12 protein-coding genes are annotated in these 14,763 nt (G+C 56.3%); 8 read left to right on the forward strand and 4 right to left on the reverse strand.

What is annotated here, in order from left to right; translation table 11 throughout:
• Window positions 1–15 precede the first annotated feature (15 nt).
• The gene (locus QP381_RS04575) at window positions 16–1,233 is read right to left on the reverse strand and encodes a phospholipase D-like domain-containing protein (RefSeq protein ID WP_219810907.1); all 1,218 of its coding nucleotides are present in this window, start codon (window positions 1,231–1,233) and stop codon (window positions 16–18) included.
• A 129-nt stretch (window positions 1,234–1,362) separates the two neighbouring features.
• On the opposite strand from QP381_RS04575, the gene gatC reads away from it, so the two are divergent.
• The 6 genes from gatC (at window position 1,363) to QP381_RS04605 (ending at window position 9,130) form a co-directional block, all read left to right on the forward strand.
• Window positions 1,363–1,659: an Asp-tRNA(Asn)/Glu-tRNA(Gln) amidotransferase subunit GatC gene (gene gatC / locus QP381_RS04580; RefSeq protein ID WP_040318742.1), complete on the forward strand. Its 297-nt coding sequence runs from the start codon at window positions 1,363–1,365 to the stop codon at window positions 1,657–1,659.
• On the forward strand, window positions 1,659–3,164 hold the full coding sequence (gene gatA / locus QP381_RS04585) for an Asp-tRNA(Asn)/Glu-tRNA(Gln) amidotransferase subunit GatA (protein WP_103632416.1): 1,506 nt from the start codon (window positions 1,659–1,661) through the stop codon (window positions 3,162–3,164). The genes gatC and gatA overlap by 1 nt, the downstream gene beginning before the upstream one ends.
• Window positions 3,164–4,660, forward strand: a complete 1,497-nt coding sequence (gatB, locus tag QP381_RS04590; protein WP_103632417.1) for an Asp-tRNA(Asn)/Glu-tRNA(Gln) amidotransferase subunit GatB — start codon at window positions 3,164–3,166, stop codon at window positions 4,658–4,660. The genes gatA and gatB overlap by 1 nt, the downstream gene beginning before the upstream one ends.
• Window positions 4,661–5,003: 343 nt before the next feature.
• Entirely contained in the window at window positions 5,004–6,572 is a 1,569-nt protein-coding gene (locus tag QP381_RS04595) for a sugar ABC transporter ATP-binding protein (protein ID WP_103632418.1), read from the forward strand.
• Window positions 6,573–6,589: 17 nt separating this feature from the next.
• A complete protein-coding gene (locus tag QP381_RS04600; protein WP_006681807.1) occupies window positions 6,590–7,846 on the forward strand; it encodes an ABC transporter permease subunit in 1,257 nt (418 codons plus the stop codon).
• Between the two features lie 156 nt (window positions 7,847–8,002).
• The gene (locus tag QP381_RS04605; protein ID WP_219585718.1) at window positions 8,003–9,130 is read left to right on the forward strand and encodes a substrate-binding domain-containing protein; all 1,128 of its coding nucleotides are present in this window, start codon (window positions 8,003–8,005) and stop codon (window positions 9,128–9,130) included.
• Window positions 9,131–9,312: 182 nt separating this feature from the next.
• Here the strand turns inward: QP381_RS04605 and QP381_RS04610 are convergent, their stop codons facing one another.
• Both QP381_RS04610 and QP381_RS04615 read right to left on the reverse strand, forming a co-directional pair.
• The gene (locus QP381_RS04610) at window positions 9,313–10,062 is read right to left on the reverse strand and encodes an ATP-binding cassette domain-containing protein (RefSeq protein WP_006681805.1); all 750 of its coding nucleotides are present in this window, start codon (window positions 10,060–10,062) and stop codon (window positions 9,313–9,315) included.
• Window positions 10,059–11,246, reverse strand: coding sequence for an ROK family transcriptional regulator (locus tag QP381_RS04615; RefSeq protein ID WP_285067985.1), 1,188 nt, complete (start codon window positions 11,244–11,246; stop codon window positions 10,059–10,061). Before QP381_RS04615 ends, QP381_RS04610 begins: the two co-directional genes overlap by 4 nt.
• Window positions 11,247–11,397: 151 nt before the next feature.
• Here QP381_RS04615 and QP381_RS04620 point away from each other — a divergent pair, with 151 nt between their 5' ends.
• Both QP381_RS04620 and QP381_RS04625 read left to right on the forward strand, forming a co-directional pair.
• Complete coding sequence (locus QP381_RS04620) at window positions 11,398–12,600, forward strand: sugar ABC transporter permease (RefSeq protein ID WP_285067986.1); 1,203 nt, start codon at window positions 11,398–11,400, stop codon at window positions 12,598–12,600.
• A 321-nt stretch (window positions 12,601–12,921) separates the two neighbouring features.
• Window positions 12,922–14,346 (forward strand): NAD(P)-dependent malic enzyme, encoded by a 1,425-nt coding sequence (locus QP381_RS04625; RefSeq protein WP_219585721.1) that lies wholly within the window; start codon window positions 12,922–12,924, stop codon window positions 14,344–14,346.
• Window positions 14,347–14,407: 61 nt separating this feature from the next.
• Here the strand turns inward: QP381_RS04625 and QP381_RS04630 are convergent.
• Window positions 14,408–14,763 (reverse strand): hypothetical protein (locus QP381_RS04630; protein WP_285067987.1); only part of this gene is annotated, 356 nt, incomplete at its 5' end.

The following is a 14,763-nucleotide window of genomic DNA, read 5'->3' on the forward strand; positions in this document are numbered from 1 at the left end:
TAGCTCAGATGGGTTTTAGACCATGAATTCAAAGGGATGCAGAAGATACTCGGTGATACGAGTGAGCATATTCCGGCCTTCCCATTCGCCGATCGTGTATTGACGAGCGGTGGTGAGGTCGTTGTCGAAGATTTCTTCCATGTGCTGGGCAAGCTCGCGCGAATGGAATTGCATATTGACTTCGTGGTTGCCTCGCATGGAGAGGCGGTCGATGTTGGCAGTACCGATCGTTGACCACATGCCGTCGATGCTCATCGTCTTGGAGTGAACCATGGCGTGCTGGTAGAGCCAGATCTCGATGCCTTCGCGAAGCAGGGAGCCGTAGTAGGGGCGTGCTACCCAGTCAGCCATGATGTGGTTGGAGTATTCGGGGATCAGAACCTTGACCTTCACTCCGCGTTTTGCTGCTGCGATCAGGGCTTGAAGAATCTCTTTATCGGGGATGAAGTAGGCGGTGGTAATCAGAATGTGGCTGGTCGCGCGCTCGATCGCGTCGATGTACATTCCACGAATCGGGTAGAGGATTCGCTGGGGTGCATTGAATGCGGCGGTGACTTCTGCATGCCACTTCTTCGCTCCGGTGTCGGGCAACTGGGGCGCACGATGGGGTTTGAAGTGATTCCAGAAATCGACGAACCCGTTTTCTAGCTCCCACACGGCATCGCCAGTCACGCGAACGTGGGTATCGCGCCATTCGTTGGCGAAGGGGTTGCCAATGTTGTAGCCACCGACGAATCCAACGGTGGAATCAACAACGAGGATCTTGCGATGGTCCTGGCCCGTGTTCCGCAGATTCAAAGTCAAGAGACCAGAACGAATCGCGGGGAAGCGACGAACCCATAGGTGTGGAATATCGGGGAAGAAATAGAAGCGTGGATCTTGATTGAGAACTCCAAAACCGTCGTACACGCAGTAGACGTTGACTCCACGTCGGGCTGCTGCGATGAGCGCGTCTTTAAAACGCTGGCCCCATTCGTCTGCGCGCCAAATGAATGATTCAAAGTAAATATGGTCTGTCGCGTTCTGGATTGCGTGGAGCATATCCGCGTATAGGGAATGCCCCTCCGTATAGGTTCGCACCATGCCACGTGGGATTTGTATGTCAGCTGGTTCGAGGGTCGGGAATCCGTGTCGGCCACCGGGGACACGTTGCTTACGCATATGGTCGACGGCGTGGACGGTGACGATGGCGGTTGCCTGTGCGATGGTGATGCCGATCGCCGTCTTCTTCATCAGTCCTAAGGTTTCGGCGCTGATGAGTCTTTTACGCGGGAATCTCATGAAGCTGATTCTACGGCCTCGTGTGGATTACGGCGTGGGCGCGAATCCCGCTTATTAGTGCTAGGCGCTAAGATTGCAACTATGTCACGAATCAGTACTGACGAGGTCGCCCGCGTCGCGGAGCTGGCCCGAATCGCATTGACTCCAGGCGAAATTGAACGTATTGCTGGGGAGCTCGACGTTATCGCTACTTCAGTTGCTAAGGTGTCCGAGGTCGCGACCCCGGATGTTCCCGCAACCTCTCACCCGATTCCGCTGACGAATGTCTGGCGTGAAGATGTGGTCACAGAAACTCTTGACCGTGATGAAGTTCTTTCGCAGGCGCCTGCAAGCGAAGATGGGATGTTCCTTGTTCCGCAGATCCTGGGGGAGGAATGATGAACGAACTGCTGAAGAAGTCCGCGCTTGAGCTGGCTGACATGCTGGCCGCAGGTCAGATCACGTCGGTTGAACTGACAACTGCGTGCTTGGACCGTATTGAGGCACTGAATCCTAAGATCAATGCTTTCCTTTTCATCGACCGCGAGGGCGCTCTGAAGACCGCGGCCGAGGTTGATGCGAAGCGCCAGGCCGGCGAGGAACTGCACCGCCTTGCGGGTATTCCGATTGCTTTGAAGGACAACATGGTGACCCGTGGAATCCCGACGACGTGTGCGTCGAAGATTCTGGGCGATTGGCGTCCTCCGTATGACGCAACGATCGTGAAGAAGATCCACGAAGCTGGTCTGCCGGTCGTTGGTAAGACGAATATGGATGAGTTCGCAATGGGCTCGTCGACCGAGCACTCCGCGTTCGGTCCGACCCTGAACCCGTGGGATATCGAGCGTATTCCCGGTGGTTCTGGTGGCGGTTCCGCTGCTGCGGTTGCTGCTTACATGGTTCCGCTGGCGCTGGGCTCTGACACCGGTGGTTCGATCCGCCAGCCGGGTGCAGTGACGGGCACGGTTGGTGCGAAGCCGACCTATGGTGCTGTTTCGCGTTACGGCCTGATTGCCATGGCCTCGTCGCTTGATCAGATTGGTCCGGTTACCCGCACCGTCGCTGACGCTGCAGTTCTGACCGAGCTTGTGGGTGGCTATGATCCGCTCGATTCCACGTCTCTCAACGAGCCTGTTGGGAACCTCGTCGACGGCGTTGAAACTGTCGCAGGCACCAAGTCCATGGCTGGCCTGAAGGTAGGCGTGGTGAAGGAACTGTCGGGCGAAGGCTACGAAGCCGACGTTCTTAAAGCCTTCAACGCGACCGTGAAGAAGCTTGAAGAATCTGGCGCAGAGGTGAAAGAGGTGTCGTGCCCGAGCTTCGACTATGCGCTCGCGGCCTACTACCTGATCATGCCGGCTGAGGTTTCTTCGAACCTTGCTCGCTTCGATGGTATGCGTTACGGCATTCGCGTTGAGCCCTCCGAGGGGCCCGTGACTGCTGAGCGCGTGATGGCTGCAACCCGTGAAGCTGGCTTCGGCGACGAGGTCAAGCGTCGTATCATCCTCGGCACGCACGTCCTGTCGGCCGGCTACTACGACGCCTACTACGGCAGCGCTCAGAAGGTTCGTACCCTGATCCAGCGCGACTTTGCGCGTGTTTTCGAAGAGGTCGACGTTCTTGTTTCGCCGACCGCTCCGACGACGGCGTTCAAGTTCGGCGACAAGATTGACGACCCGATGGCGATGTACCTCAATGACATTGCGACGATCCCGGCGAACCTCGCCGGTGTCCCCGCGATGAGTGTTCCGAATGCGCTTTCGTCCGAAGGACTGCCGATCGGCTTCCAGATTATTGCGCCTGCGCACCACGATCTGAAGATGTACCAAGCTGCTGCTTTGGTTGAAGCGCTCAGTGATGATGTGGCGGGCGCTTGCCCGGCGAGCTCTTGGGAGGAAAACTGATGAGTGAACTCATGGATTACGCGGATGTGACCGCGAACTTTGATCCGGTTCTTGGCATCGAGGTTCACGTTGAGCTCGGTACGAAGACGAAGATGTTCGATGCGGCGCCGAATGCCTTTGGTGGAGACCCGAACACCTACGTTACTCCGGTTTCGCTGGGTCTTCCCGGGTGTCTTCCGGTTGTGAACCACACTGCAGTTGAATACGCGATCAAGATCGGTCTTGCGCTGAACTGTGAAATCGCAGAGTACTGCCGTTTTGCGCGTAAGAACTACTTCTACCCGGACTTGACGAAGGCATTCCAGACGTCGCAGTTTGATGAGCCGATTGCTCACGATGGTTACGTGGATGTCGAGCTTGAAGACGGTAGTCTGTTCCGCGTTCAGATTGAGCGCGCACACATGGAAGAAGACGCAGGTAAGAACACGCATGTCGGTGGTGCTGAGGGTCGTATTCACGGAGCCGATCACTCGCTGGTTGACTACAACCGTGCGGGCGTTCCGCTGGTGGAGATCGTGACCCGCCCGATCGAAGGTGCAGGGGAGCGTGCTCCTGAGGTGGCTGCTGCCTACGTTCAGACTCTGCGTGATATTTTCCGTGCGCTCGGTGTGTCCGAGGCTCGTATGGAGCGCGGTAATGTTCGAGCAGATATCAACGTTTCTCTTCGCGATACTCCGGAATCTCCTCTGGGTGTTCGTACGGAAACGAAGAATGTGAACTCGTTCCGCGGTATCGCTAGCGCTGTTCGCTACGAGATGCAGCGTCAGGGTGCGATCCTTTCTGCCGGTGGGTCGGTGAACCAGGAAACCCGTCACTTCCACGAGGAAGACGGTTCCACCTCGCAGGGCCGCGATAAGTCGGATGCTGAAGACTACCGTTACTTCCCCGAGCCGGACCTGGTTCCTGTTGCTCCTTCGCGCCAGTGGGTTGAGGAACTGCGTGCCTCGCTTCCTGAGCTTCCTGTTGCGAAGCGTCGTCGCTTGCGCGAAGAGTGGGGCTATGCCGATATGGAGATGCGCGATGTCATCAACGCTGGTGCGTTGGAGATTATCGAGGCCACCGTTGAGGCTGGTGTCGATCCTGCGTCCGCTCGTAAGTGGTGGATGGGCGAACTCAGCCGTCGCGCGAAGGAACGCGAACTGTCGCTCGAAGATATGCCTGTCACGCCCGCTCAGATTGCTGAGTTGCAGGGCTTGATCGATTCTGGTCGCATCAATGACAAGCTTGCTCGTCAGGCGCTGGAAGGCGTTTTGGCTGGTGAAGGCTCGCCGACCGAGGTTGTCGAGGCTCGCGGTCTTGAGGTTGTTTCTGACGACGGTGCGCTTTCGAAGGCTGTTCAGGATGCGCTGGATGCCAATCCTGATGTGGTCGAGAAGATCAAGGGTGGCAAGGTCGCAGCTGCTGGCGCACTTGTGGGGGCTGTCATGAAGGCGACACGTGGTCAGGCGGACGCAGCTCGCGTGCGTGAACTCATCATGGAGATGGTGGGAGCCTGAAGCGTCGCGCTTGATTGAAGTGTCGCTGGGCGGTGGATGATAATCCACCGCCCAGCTTTCTATTCCCTCAGGCCCGTGAGTGGCCTCGTTGATGGCGAAAACTGAGCGTATGGCGCACGAATGACATGGCTGTAATTTGGTGAAAACCCTGGATTTCTGCGGGAGATAGATATCGTGCAGTCATTGAGTTTATGTCGTGAATTCAATATAACGGTTTAGTTACAGTTCGTGTAGATAAGGCTTTTTCGCCCTCCGCACAGTGCACACTATGAGTCATGGAAATGCGCCAACGGTGGTGACTTTCCATCACACAACTATCTGTCAACAGTTCAGCGGAGAACCAATGACCAACACACGTCGTGAGCGCATCGTCCTGGAGATGCGCAACATCACGAAGGTCTTCCCGGGTGTCGTCGCACTTGATGACGTCAACCTCCAGGTACGCAACGCTGAGATCCACGCGATCTGTGGCGAGAATGGTGCTGGCAAGTCGACCCTGATGAAAGTGCTGTCGGGCGTGCACCCGCACGGCACTTACACGGGCGACATTTTCTACGAAGGCAACGAAGTTCGATTCTCGAACATTCGCGACTCTGAAAAAGCCGGCATCGTCATCATTCACCAGGAACTTGCTCTTATCCCGCAGCTCAGCGTCGCTGAGAACATGTTCATGGGCAACGAGGTCAAGAAACACGGCGTCATCGATTGGAACGAAACCAAGCAACGCGCCCTTACGTACATGGCCGAAGTTGGATTGGATGAAAACCCAGACACTCTGATTAAAGACATGGGTGTCGGTAAGCAGCAGCTTGTTGAAATTGCCAAGGCACTTGCAAAGGACGTCAAGCTCCTGATCCTCGACGAGCCCACTTCGGCACTCAACGAGGAAGAATCAGCCCACCTTCTCGACCTGATGCGCAAGCAGCGCGAACGCGGCGTCGCGATGATCATGATCTCGCACAAGCTCGACGAAGTTGCTGCCGTCTCTGATGCCATCACGGTTATTCGTGACGGCAAGACGGTCGGCTGGATGGACGCCGACAAGGAAAAGATCGACCAGGACGAGATCATTCGCCTGATGGTCGGTCGTTCCCTTGAAAACCGCTACCCGGACAAGAAGTCGCATCCGGGCGAAGTGAAGTTCGAGGTCAAGGACTGGTGGGTACGCCATCCGCTGAACTCCGAGCGTTTCGTCTGCAAGGGCTCGTCCATCAACGTCCGTGCCGGTGAAGTGGTCGGCCTTGCGGGTCTGATGGGTGCCGGTCGTACAGAGCTGGCTCGTTCCGTCTTCGGTCATTCCTACGGTATCCACGAGGGTGGCGAAGTCTTTATCGACGGCAAGAAGGTGAAAGCGAACTCCGTCCCTGAAGCTATCGACGCTGGCATTGCTTACCTTTCTGAAGACCGCAAGATGCTGGGTCTCAACCTTCTGGAACTGATCCACCAGTCGGTTGTTTCAGCCAAGCTTTCGAAGATCCGCCACCACGGCGCGTTGAACATCGAAGAAGGCAAGAAATTCGCTGAAGAATCCCGCCAGAACCTGCGTATTAAAGCGCCCTCAGTGATGACGGGCGTGGGAACGCTTTCCGGAGGTAACCAGCAGAAAGTCGTCCTTGCAAAGTGGATGTTCACTGACCCCGAGGTTCTCATCTTGGATGAGCCAACCCGCGGCATTGACGTCGGTGCGAAGTACGAGATCTACACGTTCATCCAGGAGCTTGCCGCTCAAGGAAAGGCTGTTCTGGTGATCTCGTCCGAACTCCCTGAGCTTCTGGGCATCACAGACCGCATCTACACCATTTTCGAAGGCGAAGTGACGGGGTGCGTGCCCACCGAGCAGGCAGATCAGGAAAGCCTGATGCACCTGATGACGTCCACCTCATCCACTCCCACTGGCAGCAACGAAAACTGAAAGCTAAAGGCACTTCAATGAAGAAGAATCTCACAGCACTATTCGGAGGAGACTTCCGACAAATCGGAATGATCGCTGCTCTGGCGGCGATTGCCCTGTTCTTCCAGTTCAAGACGGACGGCAAGGTCTTCCAAGCACAGAACTTGATGAACCTGGTCATGGGTAATACCTACGTCCTCGTTCTCGCCATCGGCATGGTTCTGGTCATCATTGCCGGCCACATTGACCTGTCAGTCGGTTCTGTCGCAGCAACCGTCGGCATCGTCGTTGCCGTTGCTATGCGTGATTGGGCCCTCAGCCCCGTCTTGGCCATCGTTTTGGGTATCGGCGTCGGTCTGCTCATCGGCATCTGGCAAGGCTTCTGGGTTGCAAAGTGGGGAATCCCCGCCTTCATCGTGACCCTGGGTGGCATGCTCCTCTTCCGCGGTACTAACCAGCTGATCGGCAAGTCTTTGACGGTCCCGGTTCCCGAACTGTTCCAGACCCTCGGCGCTGGCTACCTGCCCGATATCGCTCCGGATGTTATTCCCTTCAACCTGCCGACCATGATCCTGGCTGTCATCGCAGTCCTAGCGATCGTCTGGAAGGAAATCTCCGGCGTGAAGGCTCGTCAGCAGTTCGAAGCTGAGCCGGCCCCGATGTGGGTTCCGATTGTTCGCATGGTTGTCCTCGGTGGCGCAATCCTGATCGTCGCCTGGATCTTTGCAACGGGTCGCCCCGGCACCTCGTTCCCAATCCCCGGTGTTATCGTCGTCATCCTGGCTCTGATCTACTCGTTCATCGCTGACCGCACGGTCCTCGGTCGCTCGATTTACGCCATCGGTGGCAACAAGGCTGCTGCAGAACTGACCGGTGTGAAGGTCATCAAAACGAACTTCTTCGTCATCTGCAACTCCGCATTCCTCGCCGCAGTTGCGGGAATGCTGTTCATCGGCCGTTCGACGGCCTCGGGTCCTGCTGACGGTAATGCATGGGAACTCGACGCCATTGCCGCCGTGTTCATCGGCGGTGCCGCCGTTTCCGGTGGTGTTGGCACGATCATGGGCACCATGGTTGGCGCACTTGTCATGGCCTTCCTGAACAATGGCCTTCAGCTGATGGGCGTGGGCTCCGACTGGACGCAGATCATTAAGGGCCTCGTCCTCTTGATCGCAGTCGCCGTTGACGTCTACTCGAAGCGTCAGGGCAAGCGTTCCATCATTGGCACCTTCCAAAATGCCTTGAGTAATCAAAAGGCAGTTCGGCAAAGCGAAACAAAGACTCCCTCCAAGTGATGATCGGGCGGTAAGGAGAAACCGTATCGCCATGTCAACAACGGGCTCAACAAACGTTGAGTCATCCACAAAGCGTAGATATTCCCAAGCAAGCCAGCTGGGGAACATCGAATGAATCATCAAGAATCACCAAACAAACACACGAAAGAAGAGACAATGAAGACTCTGAAGAGTGCGGTTGCCATCAGCGCAGCGGCAGCGATGGCATTCTCTATGGCAGCTTGTGGTGCCCGTGATACGGGTAGCGCATCGGGCGATCAGTCCGGCGCAGCGGCCTCGGCTGACAAGATGTCGGTCGGCATCGCAATGCCACAGAAGACCTCGCAGAACTGGGTTGAGGCTGAAGACATGTTCAAGGCCAGCTGCGAAGAGCAGGGCATTGAATGCACCATTCAGTTCGCAAACGGTGGCGTTGCTGAGCAGCAGAACCAGGTTGCAGCCATGATCGAAAATGGCGTGCAGGTTCTGGTGATCGGCGCAATCGACGGTTCGCAGCTGGGCACCCAGCTGAAGGCAGCCAAGGATGCCGGCATCAAGGTCATCGCATACGATCGTCTGCTGACGAACACGACCGACCTTGACTACTACATCGCCTACGACAACTTCGGTGTTGGTCAGCTTCAGGGCAAGGCATTGCTTGAAGGTCTCGAAGCCAACGCTGGCGAGAGCCCGTGGGATATCGAGCTCTTCGGTGGCTCACCGGATGACTCGAACTCCTTGAAGTTCTTCGGTGGCGCAATGGACGTCCTCCAACCGAAGATTGATGATGGCACGCTGGTTGTGAAGTCCGGGCAGACCGAATTCACGCAGGTCGCCACCCAGGGCTGGTTGCCGAAGAATGCGCAGGACCGCATGGCAGCACTACTGACCTCGACCTACCAGGGCGACGCGGTTCCGGATGGCGTTCTTTCCCCGAACGACACCCTTGGCCGCGCAATCATCACCGCTGTTGAGCAGGCCGGCAAGCCGGTTCCGGTTGTGACCGGTCAGGACTCCGAAGACGAGTCGGTCACCTGGGTCACCCAGGGCAAGCAGTACTCCACCATCTTCAAGGACACCCGTCCGCTGGTGAAGGCAACTGTTGATCTTGCTATCCAGCTCGCCAAGGGCGAGGCAGCCCCGAAGGTCGACGGCGCAACCCTCGACGATTCCCAGTACGAGTCGATGGAAGGCAACCCGGTCAAGTCCTTCCTGCTGACCCCGAAGATTGTCACCAAGGACAACGCTGCAGACGTCTACAAGGATGACTCGCACCGCATGGAGCTCGTCAACGCTGCCAAGTGATTGACCCGCTAGGTATCGCCTAGTTTTCTCACCTTTGGTTTCGCCCTCGTCGGTTTTTCGGCGGGGGCGAAACTCGTGTATGCCAAGGCGCTCAAGCGTCGTTCGCGCAAACACGTTGCGCGCCGTGACAGGGGTATAACGGCCAGTTGGTCGCCGAAAAGAAGTGACGAGGCCGGGAGCGTTTACAGCGCGATATGTGAAGCGCCAGTGATAGCGGCTATGAGTTCGTCGGTTGAGGTATCACGCGAGTTGAAGGAACCGTTGTTGTGTCCGTGACGGAGAACTTCGACCCTGTCGGCACTAGCTTGAACGTCGGTCAGATTATGGGAAATGTAGATGACCCCCATTCCCATATCGCGCAGGTGCTCAATCAGGATGAGTACTTCCGCAGTTTGTGCCACGGACATAGAGGCCGTGGGCTCGTCGAGGATCACCAGACGCGGGTGAGTCACCAGGGTGCGCGCGATTGCAACGCATTGACGCTGTCCGGCGGTGAGCTGGAAAAGGGGGACTCGCACGTCGGGGATATGCGAACCCAACTGATCAAGATATTGGCGTGCTTTGAGTTCCATGCCCTCGTCATCAAGGGCGCGGTGCGAGAACACTTCACGCCCAAGGAAAATATTCGATACAACGTCCAAGTTGTCGCAGAGCGCAGTTTCTTGGAAGACGGTGGCAATACCGAGTTTCAATGCGTGCTGCGGGGAATCGATGCTGATTTCTTCCCCGTCGAGCGCGATCGTTCCCTCATCCGGAGGAAAAACTCCTGAGAGCATGCGGGCGAGCGTTGACTTCCCTGCCGCATTGTCGCCGACAAGGGCAACGACTTCGTGACGGTTCACGATGAAATCAACGTTAACGAGTGCTTCAACACCGCCGAACGTTTTTGTAAGTCCCCGTACTTCAAGAAGGGGAGCGCCTTGGATCGTCATTGGTCCTCCTGGCGGTGAGTTGAATAGCTGGGAACAAAAGCGTCTTGTGCAAGGATCATCGCGCCGATGGCTTCGGCATCAGCGCCGAGCTTCGACGGGTAGGCCGTGATTCCTTCGTCGCGCAGGTAGGGGCGTTCGAAGAGAGCGTTTTGAATAGGGGACAAGAATGTGTCTCCCGCATTCATCAGCTCACCACCGACAGCGACGGCTTCGAGATCGAATACCGTGACAAGGTCAGAGATGACTCGTCCGATTGCGCTTCCTGCGTCAGAAAGAACCTGCTGGCATCCGGGGTCACCTTCATTCGCGTGTGACAGTAGGTCACGCAGTGTCATGGGACCTCGTGACAGGCGAAGAAGGTCAACAAGGTAGTCCGCCCCAACAACCGTGTTCAGACAGCCACGAGCACCGCACGTGCAGATAGGACCGTGAGGATCAACGATGACGTGCCCGATTTCCCCGGCAATACCGGTGGCACCGGAATAGGCTTTTCCGTCGACCAAAATTCCCGCGCCGGTTTGATACGAGGCTCGGATATAGGCGCACGATGAGAACCCGCGTAGCGAACCAAATCGGTTTTCAGCGGCAACAGCAGCGTTCGCGTCGTTCATCACGATCGTGTCGTGTCCAAGTCTGCGTTGGAAGACCTCAGCAATGTTGATGTCTTCCCAGCCTCGCATGATTCCCTTTCGGGTCAGAGTGCCCGTTTTCGGGTTAATAGGGGCAGGTAAAGCAACACCGATACCAGCAAGATCATCCAGCGATTGCCCTGCCTGTTCAAGAAGGTCAAGAACCAGAAGCGTTGCTCGGTCGAGCGTCGTATCAGCCTTATGGTCGACCGGTAGTGGCAGAACTTTCGTGAATTCGCTGGTGCGGGACTCGTCGGAGATGTAAATATCCAGTGCCCTGCGTCCGATTGAGATACCCGCGGTAAGAGTTGACGATTGTGTGAGCGAAACCAGTTGAGCGCGCCTGCCCGAACGAATCGTTGACGTGAGTTCAACGCTTCCTTGTGCCGAGAGCTGTTTAATGATGTTCGAAATGGTTGCGGGAGCAAGACCTGTTGCTGCCGATAGCTCGACCTGGGTGATACGCCCGTACTTTCGGATCGCGTCAAGAACGCGCGCGGAATTTGCCTCGCGGAGCGAGGATTGAGATCCGGATCGGGCGTTCAAACGTGGCACGTTTCTAGGATAGTCAGTGAAGTGGGCTGATGCGTGGATGCCCGCTGGGCGAATCGGTTCAAAAATGTGCGTTGAACTGTCAAGATGGTGCACTATAGGAAAACAACACGAGCCTTTGTGCGTTCATATTCCACTCAACGAGGAGAGCGAAGTGAGCCGACTACCCTTTGACGCTTCACGCTTAGGTCAAGCGGGAATCATGGGAATCCTCGTTCTTGCCTTGATGATCTTCTTCCAGTTCATCACGGGATCGCACATGCTGGCGTCTGCGAACTTGCAGAATATCGTCACCGGTAACGCTCATATCTTTGTCCTCGCTATCGGCATGGTCCTGGTGGTGACGATCGGTCAGCTGGATTTGTCAGTTGGCTCCGTCGCGGCGTTCTCATCAATGTCCATGGCGATCATCATTGCCAATCTTGGCTTGCCCTGGTGGGTTGGCCTTCTTCTTGGCATGCTGATCGGAACTTTTATTGGCTTGATTCAAGGCCTGTTTGTTGCGAAGGTCGGTTTGCCTGCTTTTATTGTCACCGTTGGTGGAATGATCATTCTGCGCGGTGGAGTCCAGTGGGAATCTCAGGCATTGTCGGTGCCACTTCCTCACAGATTTCAAACGCTAGGTTCGGGTTATCTGCCTTCTTGGGGGAGCATATTCGGCATCGATACGGCAACGGTGATCGTGGGTGTCATTACTGCCGTGGTAGCGGTTACCTCGATTGTTCGTACCTATTTTCGCCGGCGCGCTCGGCTAGGACTGCGGGGAGTTGATTATCGACCCTGGGTGAAGTCCGCGATTGTCGTCGTGCTGGTGGGGGTCTTCACCTGGCTGTTTGGTACGGGACGTGAAGGAACATCTTTCCCCGTTCCGGGTGTGGTGGTTCTTGTTCTGATTTTCATCTACCACTTCATGTTGACGAGGACCCAATTTGGTCGCCATCTTCAAGCTGTCGGCGGAAACATTCAGGCAGCATCCCTTTCCGGTGTGCGCGTGACGAAGATTCAATGCCTTGTCATGGTGAATATGGGGATGCTGTCGACGCTTGCGGGCATGATGTTCGCAGGCCGGGCGACGGCTGTGGGGCCTCAAGATGGTCTCTTATGGGAGCTTGAAGCTATCGCTGCCGTGTTCATCGGCGGAGCGGCAGTTGCCGGTGGTCGCGGGTCGGTTTTCGGTGCTGTCCTTGGTGCCACGCTGATGGCGGTTCTTTCAAATGGGCTGTTGCTTGTTGGACTCGGCTCTGATCGTGCTCAGGTAGTGAAGGGCATCGTTCTTCTTGCTGCTGTGACCCTTGATGTCTACGGGAAGAAACAGTCTCCGCTCCACGAGCTTTCGCGAACGCAATTCAGCTTCTAGAGCCTGTTCGTTTACGCCTCCGTCACCTTCTCGCCTGCTATCTCTGCCAAGAGCAACGATGAACGGGCACGTGTCGGTGTCATTGATTCGTTGGTGTGCCCGGCCTCGTGAATCGAGAGCTGTGCGTGCGGAACAGTGGAAACTCCTTTGCGCCCAACTAAAACGGGATGATCGCGAAGGTAGGAAATCACGCTGGCGTTACGTAGCTAATTGTTGACAATTGTCCACCTGGTGATGCACACTATCCGTTCTGTCGGCACGTACGTACTATGGGAACAACGATTGATCTACGGCCAGCGCCGATCGAAAAGAGAGAGCACCATGCGAACTTCTCCGTCATACACCGCCTCATACCGCGTTGAAATCGACGAAGCGAAACTATCTATTGGATCGCTTGTCGAAGCGGTATCAAAAACCGGTGCTCAGGTGAGAGGCCTCGACGTCGCCGATTCCAACCGAGGCCGAATGGTTCTCGACCTCACCTGCGACCTGCGCGATTCGGAGCACCGTCGCGAGGTTCGCAATCTGCTGAAGGGGCTGGAAGGCGTCACACTGTCGTCTACTGCAGACCAGACTTTCCTTGCTCACGTCGGTGGCAAGATCGAAATCAACTCGAAGGTTCCGCTCCGTAATCGCGACGACCTGTCTCGTGCGTACACGCCCGGCGTGGCCCGCGTCTGCACCGCAATCCATGACGTTCCTCAGAAGGCTCACCTTCTGACGATCAAGGCGAATACGGTTGCTGTCGTTTCTGATGGCACTGCGGTCCTCGGCTTAGGAGATATTGGCCCGGAAGCGGCTCTTCCTGTCATGGAAGGTAAGGCAGCTCTGTTTAAGGAATTCGGCGGTGTGGACGCATGGCCGGTCGTTCTTGACACGAAGGACACTGAAGAAATCATTTCGATCGTTAAGGCGATTGCCCCCGCATACGGTGGTATCAACCTTGAAGACATCTCCGCGCCTCGTTGCTTTGAAATCGAAGAACGCCTGCGCGCAGAACTCGACATCCCGGTCTTCCACGATGACCAGCATGGCACCGCTATCGTCGTGCTTTCCGCGCTGATCAACGCGCTGAAGATTGTCAATAAGAAGATTGAAGACGTTCGTATCGTGGTGTCCGGCGTGGGTGCTGCAGGCAATGCGATTATTCGTCTACTTCTGGCGCAGGGGGCTAAAGACATCGTCGGTTACGGTCGCACGGGTGCACTTGCCGCCGACGATACTGAGGGCATGCACCCCTCGCGCAAGGCTCTTGCCGAGGCAACGAATCCGCGCCTCGTTCACGGAAATCTGAAGGAAGGTCTGAAGGGTGCCGATGTCTTCATCGGTGTCTCGCACGGCGACATTTTGGATCCCGGCGATATTGCCACGATGGCTGACGGGGCAATCGTGTTCGCCCTAGCCAACCCGACGCCCGAAGTTGACCCGATTGGTGCGGGGGAGTACGCGGCGGTTGTTGCGACGGGCCGCTCCGATTACCCGAACCAGATCAACAACGTGCTGGCATTCCCAGGTTTATTCCGAGGCCTGCTGGATGCAAAGGTCAAGGAAATTACCACCGAGGTTTTGCGCGTCGCAGCAGTTGCTATCGCTGACGTCATCGAGGAAGAAGAGCTGTCACCCAGCTACATCATCCCCGGCGTTTTCGATGGACGTGTTGCTCCAGCGGTTTCGCGCGCGGTCCGCACCGCGGTTCGTGATCTGCCGACGCTGAATATTCCCGTCCAAGAGGACATAGATGCTTGAGGGCCTACACGCTGTCGGCTGAACGTGCCTACAGCAAGGCGCTACAACGTGGATGTGCGTGTCACGTAGTGCGCGGCGCGTTCGCTGAATAATTGACGAGGCCCGGGTGGGCGCAGACATAAAGACTGCGCCCACCCGGATTGTTTTCGTCTATAAACCTGCTCTGACGTGCGCAGATTACCGGATAATCTGGCGAGACCTGCGTCGCTTTTTGTCCGAATTCTTGTGTGTTGCGAAACAAACGCAGGTCACATTTTAGTGTTTTGATGCTGGTGCTGGCCTGTATTCGTTGAAATTTAGGGATTTTTCGCGGTGTGGTGTCGCTCGGATTGAAGCGACGGCTGATTTGACGGTGTGGTGGGGGGTGGGTATTGTTTCTGTTGTTGCGCCGAGTGGTTGCAAGCTTTTGGGCCTGTT

Source organism: Pauljensenia sp. UMB6358 (genome assembly GCF_030216865.1).
GTDB lineage: Bacteria > Actinomycetota > Actinomycetes > Actinomycetales > Actinomycetaceae > Pauljensenia > Pauljensenia turicensis_A.